17 protein-coding genes are annotated in these 17,636 nt (G+C 28.4%); 5 read left to right on the top strand and 12 right to left on the bottom strand.

What is annotated here, in order from left to right; genetic code table 11:
• Positions 1 to 39: 39 nt before the first annotated feature.
• The 8 genes from L8X28_RS02760 to L8X28_RS02725 form a co-directional block, all read right to left on the bottom strand.
• Positions 40 to 537 (bottom strand): TlpA disulfide reductase family protein, encoded by a 498-nt coding sequence (locus tag L8X28_RS02760; protein ID WP_318529628.1) that lies wholly within the window; start codon positions 535 to 537, stop codon positions 40 to 42.
• A complete protein-coding gene (locus L8X28_RS02755) occupies positions 498 to 989 on the bottom strand; it encodes a TlpA family protein disulfide reductase (RefSeq protein ID WP_220566705.1) in 492 nt (163 codons plus the stop codon). Before L8X28_RS02755 ends, L8X28_RS02760 begins: the two co-directional genes overlap by 40 nt.
• Positions 979 to 1,635 (bottom strand): ABC transporter ATP-binding protein, encoded by a 657-nt coding sequence (locus L8X28_RS02750; protein WP_012661870.1) that lies wholly within the window; start codon positions 1,633 to 1,635, stop codon positions 979 to 981. Before L8X28_RS02750 ends, L8X28_RS02755 begins: the two co-directional genes overlap by 11 nt.
• Complete coding sequence (locus L8X28_RS02745) at positions 1,635 to 2,750, bottom strand: ABC transporter permease (protein ID WP_263665458.1); 1,116 nt, start codon at positions 2,748 to 2,750, stop codon at positions 1,635 to 1,637. The genes L8X28_RS02750 and L8X28_RS02745 overlap by 1 nt, the downstream gene beginning before the upstream one ends.
• Positions 2,740 to 4,032: an ABC transporter permease gene (locus L8X28_RS02740; protein ID WP_263665457.1), complete on the bottom strand. Its 1,293-nt coding sequence runs from the start codon at positions 4,030 to 4,032 to the stop codon at positions 2,740 to 2,742. Before L8X28_RS02740 ends, L8X28_RS02745 begins: the two co-directional genes overlap by 11 nt.
• Complete coding sequence (locus tag L8X28_RS02735; RefSeq protein ID WP_263665456.1) at positions 4,022 to 5,443, bottom strand: Fe-S-containing protein; 1,422 nt, start codon at positions 5,441 to 5,443, stop codon at positions 4,022 to 4,024. The genes L8X28_RS02740 and L8X28_RS02735 overlap by 11 nt, the downstream gene beginning before the upstream one ends.
• Positions 5,444 to 5,520: 77 nt before the next feature.
• On the bottom strand, positions 5,521 to 6,042 hold the full coding sequence (locus tag L8X28_RS02730; protein WP_012661874.1) for a ferrirhodotorulic acid transporter, periplasmic binding protein: 522 nt from the start codon (positions 6,040 to 6,042) through the stop codon (positions 5,521 to 5,523).
• Positions 6,039 to 8,090 (bottom strand): FTR1 family iron permease, encoded by a 2,052-nt coding sequence (locus tag L8X28_RS02725; RefSeq protein WP_263665455.1) that lies wholly within the window; start codon positions 8,088 to 8,090, stop codon positions 6,039 to 6,041. The genes L8X28_RS02730 and L8X28_RS02725 overlap by 4 nt, the downstream gene beginning before the upstream one ends.
• Positions 8,091 to 8,375: 285 nt before the next feature.
• Between L8X28_RS02725 and L8X28_RS02720 the strand changes: the two genes are divergently transcribed.
• Positions 8,376 to 9,752, top strand: coding sequence for a cation:dicarboxylate symporter family transporter (locus tag L8X28_RS02720; RefSeq protein ID WP_263662183.1), 1,377 nt, complete (start codon positions 8,376 to 8,378; stop codon positions 9,750 to 9,752).
• Here the strand turns inward: L8X28_RS02720 and dat are convergent.
• Both dat and L8X28_RS02710 read right to left on the bottom strand, forming a co-directional pair.
• On the bottom strand, positions 9,749 to 10,606 hold the full coding sequence (gene dat, locus L8X28_RS02715) for a D-amino-acid transaminase (RefSeq protein ID WP_263665454.1): 858 nt from the start codon (positions 10,604 to 10,606) through the stop codon (positions 9,749 to 9,751). The genes L8X28_RS02720 and dat overlap by 4 nt on opposite strands.
• 11 nt (positions 10,607 to 10,617) lie before the next feature.
• Complete coding sequence (locus L8X28_RS02710) at positions 10,618 to 11,595, bottom strand: glycosyl transferase family 90 (protein ID WP_263665453.1); 978 nt, start codon at positions 11,593 to 11,595, stop codon at positions 10,618 to 10,620.
• A gap of 132 nt (positions 11,596 to 11,727) precedes the next feature.
• Here L8X28_RS02710 and L8X28_RS02705 point away from each other — a divergent pair, with 132 nt between their 5' ends.
• Positions 11,728 to 12,219, top strand: coding sequence for a hypothetical protein (locus L8X28_RS02705; protein WP_133319905.1), 492 nt, complete (start codon positions 11,728 to 11,730; stop codon positions 12,217 to 12,219).
• Here the strand turns inward: L8X28_RS02705 and L8X28_RS02700 are convergent.
• Positions 12,216 to 13,139, bottom strand: coding sequence for a hypothetical protein (locus L8X28_RS02700; RefSeq protein WP_263665452.1), 924 nt, complete (start codon positions 13,137 to 13,139; stop codon positions 12,216 to 12,218). The two genes, L8X28_RS02705 and L8X28_RS02700, sit on opposite strands and share 4 nt — an antisense overlap.
• Positions 13,140 to 13,142: 3 nt before the next feature.
• The gene (rsmH, locus tag L8X28_RS02695) at positions 13,143 to 14,060 is read right to left on the bottom strand and encodes a 16S rRNA (cytosine(1402)-N(4))-methyltransferase RsmH (RefSeq protein ID WP_220566698.1); all 918 of its coding nucleotides are present in this window, start codon (positions 14,058 to 14,060) and stop codon (positions 13,143 to 13,145) included.
• Positions 14,061 to 14,120: 60 nt separating this feature from the next.
• Here rsmH and L8X28_RS02690 point away from each other — a divergent pair, with 60 nt between their 5' ends.
• The 3 genes from L8X28_RS02690 (at position 14,121) to ftsA (ending at position 17,635) form a co-directional block, all read left to right on the top strand.
• On the top strand, positions 14,121 to 14,699 hold the full coding sequence (locus tag L8X28_RS02690; protein ID WP_263659740.1) for a class II aldolase and adducin N-terminal domain-containing protein: 579 nt from the start codon (positions 14,121 to 14,123) through the stop codon (positions 14,697 to 14,699).
• A gap of 81 nt (positions 14,700 to 14,780) precedes the next feature.
• Positions 14,781 to 16,259: a peptidylprolyl isomerase gene (locus L8X28_RS02685; protein WP_263660229.1), complete on the top strand. Its 1,479-nt coding sequence runs from the start codon at positions 14,781 to 14,783 to the stop codon at positions 16,257 to 16,259.
• Complete coding sequence (ftsA, locus tag L8X28_RS02680) at positions 16,256 to 17,635, top strand: cell division protein FtsA (RefSeq protein WP_263665451.1); 1,380 nt, start codon at positions 16,256 to 16,258, stop codon at positions 17,633 to 17,635. Before L8X28_RS02685 ends, ftsA begins: the two co-directional genes overlap by 4 nt.
• The last annotated feature ends 1 nt before the right edge of the window (position 17,636 follow it).

Below are 17,636 nucleotides of genomic sequence, written 5' to 3'. Positions count from 1 at the left end.
ACTGCAAATACAACAATATTAATACTTTTAATAAAAAAATTATTGTAAAAATTTAATCTTATTTTCTAAAACACTTTTTGGAGTAAGTCCGATGAATTTTTCATTTATTTTGCCTTTTTCATCATAAAAAACTATCACAGGCACACCATAAATTCCACCCACAGCTTTAGACAAAAATGAACTTGCTTTAGCTTCATATAAAAGTGGCAAATCTAACTTTTTTTCCAAAAGAATTTTTTGAGCTTCTTCTTTTGATTTAGCTCCATTTAACACCGCTAAAATAGGAAAATTTCTTTCTCTATAAAGTTCATTTAGCATAGGAATTTGCGCATTACACACACCACAATCTTGCGTGAAAAAAAATAAAGCATAAGCTTGATTTGCATTTTGTGTTTTTAAGGTTTTTTCAAAACCATCGTATTTAAAAGTATAGTTTTGACTTGAATTTAAGGTTTGAAATTCATTATTTGAGCATGCACTAAAGAAAAAAACACTTATTAAAGCCAAGAAGCAATAGAAGCTTTTAGTTGTGACCATGGTTTTTCTCCTATAATTTTATCTTGCACAACTCCATCTTTAATGACAAAAGTTGTTGGTACTGCAAAAATGTTAAATCTTTGCCATGATATATCTAAATCATCTTGCAAAAATATAATATTTTTATAATCATATTTTGTAGCAAATTCTTCAAAATCTTTCCCCTTATCCACAGAATCAAGTGCTAAAATAGTGATTTTTTTAGGGTATTCGTTAGCTAGTTTTTCCAAGAGTGGTAAGTCTTTTAAACAAGATGCACAACCTTGCTCTACAAAGGTTAAAACAATGAGATTATCAAAATCAGCTAGTTTGATTTTCTCACCTTCTAAATTTTTAGCTGCGATTTCTGGTGCTTTTAAGCCTACTTTGCCGCCATTTTTATTGTTGTTTTCAAAACATGCACTTAAAAAAACTAAACATAAACAAGCTAAAATTATACTCTTAATTTTCACTTTTCATCACTCCATGGCTTAAAATGATAGTTCTATCAGCAAAAGTAGCTAAGTCTGGATTGTGAGTGATTAAAACTATGGTTTTACCATCTTGTTTTAATTTACAAAAAAGCTCTAGAATATTTTTTTCATTTGCCTCATCTAAATTTCCAGTTGGCTCATCTGCTAATAAAATTTCAGGATCATTCACTAAAGCTCTTGCTATACATAGCCTTTGTTGCTCCCCGCCACTTAATTGGCTAGGTAAATGCGTAAGTCTGTGTGAAAGCCCTACTTTTTCTAGTGCCATTATAGCGTCTTTTTGCTCTATACTTGAGTGATAAAACTGAGCTAGCATAACATTTTCTAAAGCATTTAAATAAGGTATTAAATGAAATTGTTGAAAAATCAAACCTATTTTTTCTCTTCTAATTACGCTTTTTTCTTCTTCACTTAAATTTCCAACTTCTTTATCATCTAAAAAATACTCCCCACTACTTTGAGTATCCATTAAAGAAAGTATATTTAAAAGTGTTGATTTACCTGAACCTGATGGGCCCATAATGGCTAGCCATTCGCCTTGCTTTACTTCTAGGTTGATATTTTGCAAAGCTTTAACTTCATTAAAATTACGATTTAAATTTGAAATTTTTATAATATTTTTCATCACTCACCCTTTAAATTTTCACAAACATTGATTTTTAAAGCTTTTTTTAGCGGTAAGATACTTGCAAAAAATGCAAATACTAAAGAAACAAGCACCGCAAAAAACACTGAAAACAATCTAAAATCTATACTTGCATTAAAAATCAAATATCCAAAAATATTTGCTAAAAAATATCCGCAAAAAGCGCCGAGCAAACTCGCACTCAAGCTTAAAATAAACACTTCAGCTCCAAAAAGTTTAATAACTTCTTTATGCTTAGCTCCTAGTGCAAGGTGCAAGGCTATTTCTTTTTTTCTTGAAAAAATCACTGCGCTAAGAGTGGTATTTACACTCAAAGAACTGATGAGCAAAATAGTTAAACTAATCAAAGCCATCAAAGCCTTGATCTTTTCTAAAATCACACCTTCACTAATGGATACTGAAGCTATGACTTTGGCTTCTACATTAGCCTTGCTAAGTTCTTTTGCTTTTTGATCTAAGCTTTCATAATCACCTAGTAAAATAGCTTGAGCATAATTTATCACTTCTTTAGCTGCTAACTCTTGAGCTTTTTTTAAAGAGATGATTAAAACCCCATCTTGCTCATCATTGCTTCTTAAAATAGCTTTGATTTTTACTTTGACTATTTTAGATATACTTGGGTTATAAATTTGCAATTCTTGTCCTATTTTAAGCTCTAATTGTTTAGCTAAATCAGCCCCCACAAAGGCACTATCTTCACTAAAATCACTCAAAGAAAAGCTTCCTTTTAAAACCTCCATAAAAGGCTTGGTAAGCTTTAAATTTGCAAAATCAACCCCAACAACTACCGCACTTGAACTTTCAAGATTATAAAAACCATATAAAAATGGGGTTAAAGCTTTTGCTTTCAAGTTTTCTTTGGCTTGATTAAATTCATCCATGCTTAAAAACTCATCATCTTTTGGCGTGATGATAAAATTAGCTCCATAGGCTTTTAATTCTTTGGACAATTTTGTGTCAATATCAAAATAAATATTAAAAAACGAAGCACTTACCATAGCACCCATAAACACAGCTATAAAAATAATACAAACTCTTTTATAAGAAAAAATAAGAGATTTAAAAACCTCTTGCATAAAAAAATTATTTCCCATATAAAACCTCTGAAGTAGAAAGTTTAGAAATTCCTTTGATAGAAAACAAACATCCTAAAAATACTATAAGCACTGCAAAAAATAAACAAATTGGTAGGATAATCCAGGAAATTTCAATGGTATGTTCAAATATACTCAAGGCGATAATCTCTGACATACCTATACCAAAAGCAAAGCCCAAAACAGCCCCAACTAAAGCTACCACAACCCCTTCTAACGCAAAAATCATATAAATTTGCAAAGTGCTAGCACCTAAAGCTTTTAAAAGCCCTATTTCACTTTTTCTTCTAAAAATATCCGCACTCATTAAAGATGATATGGCTATAGAAGCTACGATTAAGCATATAATGCTAACTACTGCCATTAAAGATTGAATTTTAGATACTATCAAACTTTCTGCATCTGAAATAGCACTCACTACTTTTGTGCTTGCACCTTTAAAATCTTCTGCAATTTGATAGGCAATAGAACTTACATAAGCAGTGCAATACCACTGATCATACTCAAGCTGATCAAGACTATCTACATCGCGTCTTGCTTTTTGTGCTAAATCATTTTCAGGTATAGTCAAAGCTGAAACTTCTGCTTTTGAGAATAAACCTTCTTTTTTAGAAAGCTTTTGTGCTAAAAGTAAAGAAGTGATGATTTTATTTGAAAAAGCTTGAGTTAAATCCATAATACCAACAATTTTTACTTTAAAAATTTGATCATTTTGCACAAGGGTGATTTCATCATCTATTTTTAAATCGTACTTTTGTGCTAAATCTATTCCTAGCATTATTTCATCTAAACTATCATCTTTTGGGTAATTTCCTTTGATTTGACTATATTTGTATAATTCTTTAATACCTGCATAAAAATCATCATCATCTTGAATCTTTATAGCCTTATCAAAATAAGTTCCCACTAAAGAGATATTTTCATAATTTGCATTTGGAGTTTGAATTTTTACCTGAGTATCTAAAAATGGCGCAAAGGCATTGATATTATTTCTCCAAAAAATTTCTTTTATAGTATGGAGCTTGTTTTCTTCTAAAAAATTTTGATTTTTCAATGGCTCATAAATTTTATTACCCACTTCTACACTCAAACTTGCACCTTTAGGTAAAACTAAAATGTTTGATCCATAACTTCTTAATTCTTTTGTAATTTCATTACCTACACCCAAAGTAAGATTTAACATAGTAGCCATAAGTAAAGTAGCTAAAAAAATCGTTAGTAAGGCTAGAGATTTTTGGATTTTATTTTGAAAAATAGAGTTTTTTACAATCTTAACTTGCATAGTCATTTCCTAATAAATTATGAATTCTATATTTTGAAGATTTATTCATATCAATGTATTTTAAAGGATCGTTTTTAAACTCTTCATAATTTTTTTCATTAGCAAAAAAATATGTTCTTCCTTTATAAACATAAGATCTTGGTGCTTTTAAGTTAATAAGCTCAGTATGATCAATAGGATCATAAACTTTCTTTTCTACTACTTGAGTGAAAAAATTTACCCCATCTAAAATTTCTGAAAAAGGTATGATAACTTTACCATTTTCAAATTTATATTTCATAGGGATAGGATTACACCCACCTGCCTTACCTACACTTGGTAAGAAAATTCTAACATTACATGAAATACAAATTAACTCTCCGCCTTTTTTAACATACCCCATATCTCCACATATACTACAAGCATCAAAAACTGCTACTGGAGAGTCTTTATCTTCTCTTTTGTTAATCAAGAAAAATCTTACCACTTTACCCTCATCGCTAATATAAGCAAAGCGATGTAAGTTATTATCTCTTAATATTGCCACATCAAAAACAAATTCATTATTTTCATTTGGCTCTACATAGGTTGGCTCGTCTATGGTGATTGGTCTTGAAGCATGCAAGTCATAAAAGAGAAAAATACAAAGACTTAAAATCATAGCACTAAAAATACTTGCACTAAAATTAGTTATAGTTGAATTTTTTGCTTGATTTTTTCTAAATTCTATATCAAAATCTTTTTTCTTGCTGTTTTCACTCACTCTTTGCTTTAAAGCTAAAACTATACAAATTCCTAGCAATAAAAACCATATATATGTATAGAATTTAGCATAATATACACTTTTTGCCACATAGCTTAAATATAAACTTTCTGTTTCTATCACACCTTCTCTCATAAGGTGCAATAAAATTTGTGCTAAAGCTTCATTTAGATAAAAAATCACGATAATGAGTAAAAATAAATTTAAAAATTTAAATTTAAATTCCCTTAGCCATCTTGTAAAAAGATTAACCCCAAAACACATCACAAAAGCAAGCAAAATAAGCCCAAAAGAACTAATCGCTAAAGAATCTAAAAAATTAGTGCTTAATATAGGAAAGTCGATAGAAATATGTAAGTATTTTATACCAAAAGCAAAAGATAATAAAAAAAGCAATATTGCTTGAATTTTTTCTTTTAAAAAATTATTTTTTATAAAAGAAAAAATGATAACACTTAAAAACAATAAAACAAATAAAACATCATTAGAAAAATACAACAAATCATAACTTAGTGTTTTAGCGCTAATAAAAAAAGCAAAATAAGAAAAAACAAAACCCACAAAAGCAAGTTTAAACACTAAAGAATTTTTTAGATTATAAAAAAATAAAGCACTTAAAAGTGCGTAAGAAAAAAATACTCCAAAAAAATGTACAAAATAAATCGACATGGGCTCTTCTTTGATAGAATTTATTTATAAAATCAATAATTTTATAAATAAACCCTAGCAAAAAGCTAGGGAAAAAATCACTTAGGTTTTCCTGTGTATTTAAAGTTGTATTTAACTGAAAATGGCTCAAACCATTTACCAACACCTGTTTCTTTATCAACATGGCGTCCAAAACCTTGTTTTTCTGGGCTTTCTATTAAAAATACTAACTCATAGTTTCCTATGCCTGTATCCATTTTTAAATTTGCACCATAGTGAGGGCCATCATCTGCTACCATAGGCATAAGAGTTCCTGTTTTTACTTTACCATTGTCAAGATTAGTTAGCTTATAAGCTATAGTTAAATAAGGAATCCAAAAACCTTCTGGAAAGCCGTTTTTATTACCCTTTAATGCATGAATATCTGCTTCAAGGTGAATATCTGCTAAACTTGCTGCAAGATCAATCCCTCTTGGCTCCATTTCGATTGGCTGCAAATAAACAGCTGCTATTTCCATACCATTTAACTCATAAGGATCGCCAATTGGTACCTCTGCTGCAAAAACTGAACTAGCTAAAATACTAGCTGCTGCACCTAAACTTAATAAAGTTTTTTTCATATTTTTTCCCTTTTATTTGAAATTTGCTTTGTTATAAAAATACCCATAATGAGTAAGATTAAAACCATAAACTGAGGTATGATGCTCTCATAGTAAGGATAAATTCCAAGCCATAAAATTCCTTCAAAATCAAAAGGAAGTAAGCTTGGTGTAATAACCTTGGCTTCTATGAGCTCACCAATGCCTTTGCCTGTAAAGACAAAGACCATATAAAAAATAATGTATGAAGTTATATAGAAAAATTGTTTTACTGGTATTTTTAAAGCACCAGCTTTTAATAAATAATAAAGTATTATAAGTATAATTAATCCACTAGCTAATCCTATAAATATAAAACTATAATCTGTGCTTGTTTTTGCATCAAATAATAAAGCTTGATAAAAAAGAATAGTTTCAGCACCTTCTCTGTATACAGCTAAAAACACACTAAACCATAAAGTTTTTGCTGAATTATTTGAGATAGCTTCAACTGCTTGAGTTTTTACATAATTTGCCCATTTTTTATTTTGCGCATTTGATAAAAGCCAAAAACCGACATAAAATAGTAATGCAACAGCCACAAGCATAGTAATGCCCTCTAAAAATTCTCTACTTTGCCCTGCTTGTTCTTTAAAAATCCATGAAATAAAAAATGCAGTTACAAAACTTAAAAATACTCCACTCCAAAGTGCTGAATATACTATACTTAAACGCTTTTTATTGCCACTTTGAACTAAATATGAAACTATGGCTACAACAATGATTAAAGCCTCTAAACCTTCTCTTAAGATAATACCCAAAGCCCATATAAATAAAGACATAGGTGAAGATTCTTGAATTTTATCCAAAGAATTTTCAATTAATGCACCAAGCTCATCAAAATTCTGTTTTAATTCTTCTTTAGAAACACTTGCTTTAATAAGTGCAACACCTTTTGAAAAATAACTTTCTATTTTTAATTTTAAAGCACTATCAATAGCACCAATTTTACTTTCCATACCACTTGCTTCAAAAATATCCAAATAAACATTTTGTAAAGCATCTATGCTATTTAAATTAAAACCATCATAATTTTGTAAAATATTATTAAGTGCAATTTTTATATCATCATATACTTTAGTATAGTTTTTAGTACTCATAACACTTTCATCAAAGCCTTTAACCTGAAGTAAAGCTAATTCTTCTTTAGGTAAAGCTAGGAATGCTTCATATAATAAATCTGATATGTCTGAAATTTCATCTCTTATAGCTTTTTCATCCAAAGTGTTATTGTTGATTTTTCTTATTATAGTTCTAAGTTTTGTTTGAATTTTTTTATCCATACCCGCTTTTGTGTATCTTGCTACTAAAACTTCTACCTTTGAATTTCTATAATCTTCGAATAATGCTGATTGGATTAAATCTTTAGCTTTTTGGTAATCTTTATTTACAAAAGCCAATGCTGCTTGATCAAGTTTTGAAATCATTGAATCCATTAAAAATTGCAATCTTGCATCCATAGCTGAAGCTTCTTGTAAGGCTAATAATGTTTCGTCTTTTTGGATATTTTGCTCTTGAGTAGTTGAATTTTGAGTCAAATTTGATGATGTTTGTCCTTTAACATCCTCTCCAAGTAAAGATGCAAACATAGCTTCAGCTTGCGCTTGACGCTCTTTTTCTGCTTTTAAAGATGAGCTTTCAGCTGCTTTTTTATCATAATTTATATCACTAGCTTCAGCTTTTAATTGAAATCCTTTTTCTAATATAGGAATGACTTCATCTAAATCAAAATACAAGCTACTAATTAAAGCTTCTATCTTAGAAATATCTTCTTTATCTTTATACATTTTTCTTAAATTAATAAATTTACGCTCCATCACAATGACTTTTCTACCGACATTACGACCAATAGAGCCTTCCATGGTTTCAAAATGCTGAAAATATGCATCTTCAGCTTTTTTCTTAGCTTCTAAATTTTTATTATCTTTATATAACACCATGCTTTCATTCAAAATTTGCTTAATATTTTGACTTTCTTTTTGATAATCAATATCCCTAGCAAGTGTTAAAGAACAAAATAAAAAAATCATTAATAAACTTATTTTTTTAAACACTATTTTACTCCGAAATGATATTCATTTTTAAAATCATAGTCACAAGTATAGTACTAGCTTTCTTAAATTTAGATAAACATTATCATTATTTATTTCATAATAAATCATACAAAAATACTACAAAATGCTACTTTTATCTACAAAATAAGATAAAAAATTATTATTTTTAGCTTTTATATTTATTTTTTATTTATTTTAACAATAAAAATAAGTTTTTCTTTGCTAATATGTATCGTTTTTTAAAATTACAAGGAGTTTTTTATGCTAGTTATTACTCATGAAAAACCAAGCAAGCTCAAAAAAATGTTAAAAAATTTAGGTTTTTGGGTGATTATAGGAATTATAGCTGGTATTTGCCTTGGCTTATTAGATAAGGAATTTGCATTAGCTAGTAAAATCGGTGTAGATTATTTTATACAAGCTTTAAAAATTCTCATAGGTCCTATTATATTTTTAACTATTGTTTTAGGTGTTATTAGTCTTGAAAGCTTAAAACAAGTTGGAAGCATAGGAGCTAAAGCTTTGCTTTATTTTGAAATAGTAAGCACTTTTGCTTTAGCTATTGGCATTTTTATGGCAAACATTATGGGACCTGGTAAAGGAATGAACCTTGATCCAAGCACTCTAGATCAAGAAAGTGTAGCTCAATTTGTTAATAAAAATATAGAAATAAGTGCGCAAAATGAAATTTTGCATATTTTAAAAGATGCTATACCTACTGATATCATAGCTGCTTTTAGCGAAGGAAAAACTTTGCAAATCTTAGTTATAGCTCTAGCTTGTGCTTTTATTATTTCGCTTATGAGAATTGATGAGAGAAAAGCTATACAAAAAACCTTAGAAATAATGCAAAGTTTTGTTTTTAAAATCTTAGAAATCATTATGTATTTTTCTCCCATCGCCGCTTTTTCTGCGATGGCTTTTTTAGTGGCAAAATATGGACTTGATTCTTTATTAAATTTGGGTTATTTGCTTATTGTTATGTTGCTTGCTTCTTTGCTTTTTATCTTTGGAGTTTTAGGGCTTATTTGTTTTATTGCTAAAGTCAATATTTTTAAATTTATGCGTTTTATCTCAAGAGAAGTTTTAATAGTTTTTGCCACGAGTTCTAGCGAATCAGCATTAGCTCCGCTTATGAGAAAACTTGAAAAAGCAGGAATTTCAAAAGCCACTGTGGGCTTGGTATTACCAACTGGATATAGTTTTAATCTTGATTGTACTAATATTTATTTGGCTATGAGTTTAATTTTCCTTGCTCAAGCTTTTAATGTAGAACTTTCTTTAACTCATGAAATTAGCATTTTAATAGTGCTTATGATAGCCTCAAAAGGTGCTGTTGGTGTGACTGGATCAGGTTTTATTATACTAGGAAGTACACTTGCGGCTTTATCTAATATGCACATTGCAGAAGCTAACAATGGCTTAGGAGCAAGTTTGGGCGAGGTTTTACCTGTGGCTGCCATTTCTATACTTTTGGGCGTGGATAAATTTATGTCTGAAATTCGTGCTGTGGGAAATTTATGTGGTAATAGCGTAGCAGCTTTAATCGTAGCTATTTGGGATAAACAAATAGACTGGGAAAAGTTTCGCTACGCTCTAGATAATCCTAAAGAATTTACTAATGCGGGTTTTGATTAAAAAACCTCTTTTTGAATTTTTTCTACATATTTTTCTCTTAGTTTTTGGGTATAAAAGCCCACCTTACCATCATTAATTACCTTACTATCTGCTTTTATAATACCTAAAATCAAAAAAGTAGCCGCAGAAATAAACACCTCATCAGCCTCATACACTTCTTTCATACTAAAAGCTCTTTGATCTACTTTAAGATCAAGTTCTTTTGCAAATTTTAAGATATTTTTACGGCGAATTCCTGGTAAGATTTCATTAGAAAATGGCTTAGTGATTAAAGTTTTATCTTTTATAATAAAAGCTGAACTACTAGAAGCTTCCGTTACTAAAGCATTTTCTACCATAAAAGCTTCAAAAACATTAGCTTTAACAGCTTCTTCTTTTGCAAGACATTGAGCTAATAAAGAAATTGATTTTATATCCCTTCTTTTCCACCTTAAATCAGCTGTTGAAATAACACTCACCCCATTTTTAGCAAACTCATGCTCAATCACCTTGCATTCAAAAGCAAAGGCCATAATAGTAGGTTTTAACCCCTTTAAAAGAGCAAAATTTCTACTAGCAACCCCTCTAGTAATTTGCATATAAAGCCCGCCTTCTTTGAGAGAATTTTTAATGATTAATTGTTTTAAAATATTTTCAAATTCTTCTTTTGTATAAGGAATTTGTAGATCAATTTGGGCTAAACTACGCTCAAAACGCTCCCAAAATTCTTCCTTATCAGCTATTTTTGCATTTACCACAGGAACTACTTCATAAATTCCATCTCCAAAGATAAAACCTCTATCAAAAATACTCACTTTAGCTTCGCTAGCTTTTATAAATTCATCATTTAAAAATACTATTTCCATCTCTTGCATAAACTCTCCTTTTAATCAAATAAATCAATAATATCTTTTGGTAAATCAAGCTGATTAGAATAATAAAAATACTTAGCTAAAACTAAAATTCCTATATAAAATTCTATCTTTTCATCTAAAAATTGCTCTATATAAGCATGAGCATTTTGTATGATTTCTTTTGCTCTATGTGGATTAGCTAAATAATAATCAAGCAAAGCTTCTACATTTTCATAATCATCATCAATCAAAGCAAAATGCTCATTTGGAACTAACTTTCCTTCCATAAACCAAGTTTCATAACGCATTTTTGGGGCTAAAACTAAAGAATTTGTTTTCATCGTCCACTTTAAGTTGCTTGCTACATCATTACCTTCTAATGAAAGCAAAAATTTAAACTGCGTTTGATAGGCTCTGCTGATTTTAAAATTTAAATTTTTAATCCATTTTTCGGCTTGAATTTTTCTACCGCCAACATGAGCAATATCACAACGAGGATTATCAAAATATTTTTCAAAAAATTTAATACGATGAGGTTGATAAATTGCACCTCTAAAAAAGAGTAAATCTTTTTTTTCTTCAAATTGGTTTTTATCTTGTATAAAATCAAAATGTCTGTTTTTGTCTAATTTTAAAATGATATTATTAAAGCCATTTTCAACTGGTCTTGATTTAGCTATGCTTGGATATTTAAGATTATAACTAATATCTCCAAAACCTTTAATCCATAAGAAATCATCATTAAAATATTTACTAATTGCATAAGCATCATAAGCATAGGAAGTTTTTTTAAAGGGAAATTTTCCTATTTTTTCATAATTTTGAAAATTTTTTATATCAAAAAAATCATTTTGCAAATTGTAATAATTTAAGCGAGTAATAATATTATCTATATTTTTTGATTTTAAAAGCTCTTTGAAAATATTTTGTAATTGATTTTGATAAATTTTTCTAGGTATAAAACTTTTAGCTATGCCTTTTACATTCATCATAAATCTAGAGTCTGCCATCTTTTTCTTTCTTTAATATGCAAAAATAATGTAAATTTTAACACAAGATTTCATTTACAAGACTTAAAATTTATCTTATTTAAAAACAAAAATGCTAAAATCACAAAAATCACATACTTACTAGGTAAAACAATGAAAATACAAGAATTTATTTTAAACTTTATTTTTAAAGTTTCAAATCAACCTGTTAATTTAAAAGATTTATTAGAAGCAAATGCCTTGTTAAATGAAGGTATGATGATAGATCCTGCGAAATTAAATTTTAAATTTAAGGTATTTAATTCTTATCTTATATATACCCTTTTTTGTATAGCCATTTTAGTTCCTATGCTTATCATCAGCCATTATTTTTTAACAATTATTGATTTTCATATTAGTATCTTAAGTGCTATTTTTGTTACCGCTTGTGTTTTTGTTGGCTATGATATTTTTAAAATTTATACTAGAAAAGTAATAAGCAAAAGATTATTGAAAAAAGCCTGGACTTTACATTTTCCATATTTTGCTTATGAAAAATATTCAAAAATAGCAGAAAATATTTATAATCAAGCTATTAAAGAAGAAATTCCAAAAAATCAACTTGAACAATATGTTTTAGAGAAAATCATTCAAACACAAGATTAATCTAAAAAGTCTAAAACTTGATTTTGAAAATACAATGCTTCAAGCTGTCTTTGAAGCTCTTTGTTTTCTTCATCTAAAACTAATTCTTGCGATCTTAAATCTGCTATTTCTCTACTTACATAATAAATTTGATTTCTAATATAAATTTGTGGGAAAAATATCAATAAAGCAAATGCTATCATCAAACCTGCATATAATAAATTTTTAGGGGTTAAATTTTTATTTTCCTCACTTACTATGCTATCTAAAAGTTCGTATTTATCTTCTTGATTATATTCTTGGTTTTCTTCAAGCCTTACTTTTTCTTCTAAAATTTTTTGCTCTTGCTTAGCTAATTTTTCTTTTTCTTTTAATTCTTCTTGAGCTTTTTTTATTTTTTCTTGTTCGATTTTTTTTTGCTCTTTTAATTCTTGTTTGAGTTTGATTTTTTCTTTTCTTTTTTCTTTTAAATCTTGAAATTTTGAAGCAACAAAGACATTACTTTGAGTAAGAATTTTAGATATTTGAATAGAATCTTTTTTTTCTTGTTGTATTTTTTCTACTTTTTTTACTTCCTGCAAAGTTTTAACATTTTTAGATGGCTTAAGATTTTTATCATTTTTTTTATCAAATTTTTCTTTTTGCTTTTTGAAAAAATTGAGTTGTAATTTAAAAGGCTTTTTTTCTTCTAATTTAACATTTATCAAATCTTCTTTTAAATAAATAGCGGATTGCTTTTTAGGTTTTTCTTTATATTCTTCATCAAAGTCTGTAAATTTAGGTCTTTTTTTACGCTGTATTCTATTTTTTAATATGCGATCGCTTTCATTGAAATTGTGCTCATACTCTTCATAAGGTCTACCTTCTTTAATAGCCCTAGAATATTTCAACATTTTTTCGCGTATATTTTGTTTTTCTTTTAAAAAATCATCTTCAATCATTATTTACCTAAAATAAAAAATTCTCATTTTTGCACAACTTGATCTACTATTATAACTTATTTCTTCTTTGGAGGCACTTATAGCCTTTTTACTTAAAATTTTACCAAGACTATGTCCTTTACCGCATTCGCATTTTATAGCTCTTTCATCACAAATGCAGTCTTTTTCCCATCTTTTAAAAGTATTTTTTACTATTCTATCCTCTAAAGAATGAAAGCTAATAATAGCTAATTTACAATCTTTTAATTTTGCTTTTTCTATATTTTCAAGTAAGGATTTTAACTCACCAAGTTCATTATTTACTTCTATACGCAAAGCTTGAAATACGAGCAAAACTAAAGATACATTGCGTCCTTTTAACTTAGCATTTCCTATAATTTGACTTAATTCTTTTGCACTTGTAATCTCTTTTTGACTTCTTGCATTGATAATTTTTTGAGCAAGCATTGAAGCAACCGGCGCTAGATCTCCATAGTCTTTAAAAATTCGTTCTAAAGCTTCCTTGTTGTAAGAATTTACTACTTCTTTAGCACTTAAAGGATTATTTTGATCCATTCTCATATCTAAAAAATCAGAATTTAGTGAAAAACCCCTATCATTTTTATCAAGCTGCAAAGAAGATACACCAATATCGGCTAAAATTCCTCTTATGTTTTGCGTTGAAATTTGAGTTAAAATATCTTTAAAACCTATATGATTAAAACTTATTCTATCTTGAAAATTTTTTAAAAACTCTTTGGAAAAACTTAAAGCCTCTAAATCTTTATCGCAAGCAATTAATCTTAATTTTTCATGAGCTTGCAATAATGCTTTAGAATGCCCTCCATAACCCAAAGTACAATCTAAAAAATCTCCGCTATCAAAATCATCAAAAGTATTTAAAACTTCTTGTAATAAAACAGGAATATGTGGACTTTGCAAAATATACCTTTTAATATTTTTTAGTATAATACCTTAGCTAAGTTTAAAACAAGGTTTTTAATGAATAAAGAAAATATTATTTCCCAAATTCAAATTCTATCCTCATCAATGTTTAAAAAAAATTTTTTTGGAATTTGCCATGGTTCTGTTTCAGCAAAACTTTCCCAAGGCTCATTTATTATCAACAAAAGCAATGCTTTTTTGAATCAATTAGATGAAAAAAATTTAAGTATCTTAAAATTTGCAAAAGATTATAGCTGGGATGAAGCAAGCAGCGATAGTGAAATACATAAAAGCATATATGAAAATATACCTGAAGCTAAATTCGTATGTTTTGCTTATCCAGCTTATACCTTATCCATGAGTTTAAATCATGATTTCATAACACCTCAAGATTATTTTGGAGAAATTTTTTTAGAAGAAATTCGAGTTTACAATCCTAAAAGTTATGAGGATTGGGATGATAGATCACAAACTGAAATTTATCGTTATATGTTAGAACAAAAACAAAATTTTGTCGTTGTGAAAGGATATGGAATATTTGCTTATGGAAGAACAAGCTATGAACTTGGAAAAATAATAGATTTAATCGAGAATTCTTGTAAAATTATCCATTTAGCAGAGACAAATTTATCATAAAATCATAAAATTAATTTTTTATTAATCACAAATTACCTATAATTTATGGTTTAATTTAATTAATTATGGATTGGGGTAAAAATGCTCACTTGGATGCAGCATCATAAAAAATATTTAGTTATTACTATTTGGATTAGTGTTATTGCTTTTGTTGGAGCAGGTTTTGTTGGCTGGGGAAGTTATGATTTTAACACCGATAGATCAAATTCTGTTGCAAAAGTAGGCGATGAAAAAATAAGCTATGATGAATTCAATCTAAAATATTCTCAATTATTTAACTACTACTCACAATTAAACAATGGCAATTATACACAAGAACAAGCACAAAAAGATGGCTTAGATACTCAAGCTATCAATGAACTTATACAAGAAAAACTTCTACTTTCTTATGCTAAAACTTTAGGTTTAAATGTAAGCGAAGAAGAAATTGCTTATGATTTAGCGCATCAAAAAATTTTTCATAATGCTTCAGGTGTTTTTGATAAAGATTTATATTATAATTTACTTGCAAGAAACAACTATACACCAAAAGCTTATGAAAAAATTATCCATGATGAATTATTGCTTAAAAAAATCAATGCTATTTTAAATTTACAAATCAAACAAAATGAGCTTGATATGTTTGGTGCAAGTTTTTTAATGCAAGATAATTTAAAAATTCAAATAATAAAACTTGATAATAAAAATATTCCTATTGATGAAAAAGAACTAAAACAAACTTGGGAAAAAAACAAAAACCTATATAAAACACAAAAAAGCTATGAGCTTGCAACTTATTTTTTAGATCCTAATACAATCACAGTTGTTGATAAAGAAATTCAAGCTTACTATGAAGAAAATAAAAATGACTATAAAGATTTTGCAGGAAAAATTCTAAGCTTAGAACAAAGCAAAGATAAAGTTATAAAAGATTTAAAACTTTCCAAGCTTAAACTTAAAGCTAATGAAAGCTATGTTGCTTTGAGAAAAAACGAGCTTAGTTTTGACAAAAACATCACAATAAGCGATGCTGATATTTATTACCCTTTAGAAAACATACAAAAAGCTAAAGAAAATGATTTTATTAAGCCTTTTAAATTTGAAAATGGCTATATGATTGCAAAACTTATAAAAATAAATCCTATACAGACTATGACTTTTGAGCAAGCCAAAAATGAAGTGAGCAAACTTTACATCAGAGAAAAAACTAAAACTTTATTAGAAGAAAAAGCAAAGCTTGCCCTAAATAATTTCCAAGGCATAGATATAGGAACTTATAGTCGCGACTCAAGTAAAGGAGCAAAAGTAGGTGAAATGATAAATGATGCTGAATTTAGTGAGTTTTTAATGCATGTATTTGACTCAAATAAAGCTAAATCTTATGTTTTATTTGATGATAAAGCGATAGTTTATGAAATTACAAAGCAAACTCTAGAAAACAAAGATAAAGAAGAAATTTATAAATTTATCATAGAACAAAGTGCCAAACAAACTAAACAAGCTTTACTTAAGGAAGAATTATTAAAAAAACTTATAGAATTATATCCAATCCAACGCTATTATAAAGGAAATACAAATTGAATATTTTAGGAATTGATTTAGGCTCAATACAAACTTGTGCTATTTTGGCACAAAAAAGCGAAGAAGGACTTAAAATCATTGGTTTTGGAAAATCAAAATCAAATGGCATAAAAAAAGGAGCAATTACTAATATAGAGCTTGCTTCAAAATCTATAGAAGAGGCAGTAGCCGATGCACAAATGATGTCAGGTGTGCATTATGATAAAGTAATTGTATCTATTTCAGGTGCTTATGCAAAAAGTGTAGACAGTATAGGTGTAGTTAATATACCAAATCATGAAATAGGTATTAAAGAAATTCACAGAGCAGTGAGCACAGCAAAACATACCGCAAATATACCTAATGGATATGAAATCATTCATGTATTGCCTTATAATTTTAAAGTAAATGATCTTGAGCATGTAGAAGATCCTTTGGGAATGAGTGGAAATCGTCTTGAAGTTTCTACACATATTGTAATCTCACAAGAAGTGCATATTAAAAATCTAAAAAAAGCAGTTGAGCTCGCTGATCTTAGAGTAGATAATATCGTTCTTTCAGGATATGCTTCTTCTATCGCATGCTTTGATGATAGTGAAAAAGAATTAGGTGCTATTTTAATCGATATGGGTGGAGCAGTTTGCGATATGGTCATTCATGCGGGTAATTCTATACGATATAATGAATGCTTACAAATTGGTTCAGTAAATATCACTAATGATTTATCCATAGCTTTGCATACCCCACCAAAAGAAGCAGAAAAACTAAAATTAAATTATGCATCTTTAGCACAAAATGAAAACTCAATTATACAAATTCCATATATGGGTGATGAAAAAAGAAAAAATGAAGTTTCAGTAGAAGTTATATCTAATGTTATTTATGCAAGAATTGAAGAAACTATTATTATTTTGGCTAAAATGCTAAGTGATAATGCTTGTGCAAATCAAGCAGGAGCAGGCATAGTATTAACAGGTGGAATGACAAAATTTGCAGGACTTGACAAACTTGCTTCAGCTTATTTTGATAATAAAGCTGTTAGAATAGCGACCGCAAAAAAAGATACTATGGATGGCTTTAAAGAAATTTTTGAAGATGCAGAAAATAGCTGCGCTATAGGTCTTTGTTTATATGGTGGTGGACATTTTACTCCTTATGAATTAGATTCTAATGAAAAACTAAGATACAAAGGAGAGCCTGAATTTATCAACAAACAGATAAAACAAAATCTCACCATAGAAGAACATGAAGAAGAAAATAAAAATTTTGAAGAAATTTTTCAAGAACAGAGAGATTTTGAAGATGAAAAAACAGAATTAACAAAAGTTGAAACCAAAAAAGATAAAAAATCAAGTTTTATGCATAATTTTTGGAATAAATTAATAAACCAGTTCTAAT

Source organism: Campylobacter sp. CNRCH_2016_0050h (assembly GCF_025772605.1).
GTDB classification, from domain to species: domain Bacteria; phylum Campylobacterota; class Campylobacteria; order Campylobacterales; family Campylobacteraceae; genus Campylobacter_D; species Campylobacter_D lari_D.
Note: the sequence above shows the minus strand (reverse complement) of the source record. Positions and strands in the feature narration are given on the sequence as shown.